General features: G+C 44.3%; 1 protein-coding gene. It reads right to left on the reverse strand.

Features of this window, described 5'->3' with window-relative positions; all coding sequences use genetic code 11:
• Positions 1–255, reverse strand: a 255-nt coding sequence (locus PSI06_RS21280; RefSeq protein ID WP_273604847.1) for a transposase, incomplete at both ends; no start/stop codon positions are given.

The raw sequence follows: 255 nt of genomic DNA on the forward strand, positions 1-255 counted from the left end.
TATTCACTGTTCAGTAGCGTTTGTTTCATTTCACGATACCCTAACTCAATTTCCCAGCGGTGACTGTATAAGTCTACAATTTCGTCACTGGGGTAACGCATTACATCGGTAAGCGATGTAAGAATTCTGCACTCTTTTCCTTTCACTTTTTTCGTAATTAGCCGCGCCTCAATCTCCTCCGGCAGCTCGGGGAACTTTTTTCTCGCTTGTGGTGTGGCTCTCAGCCTTACCTGTTTATCTACACGGCTATAACTT

The organism is Pseudoalteromonas sp. GABNS16E (assembly GCF_028598715.1).
GTDB lineage: Bacteria > Pseudomonadota > Gammaproteobacteria > Enterobacterales > Alteromonadaceae > Pseudoalteromonas > Pseudoalteromonas atlantica.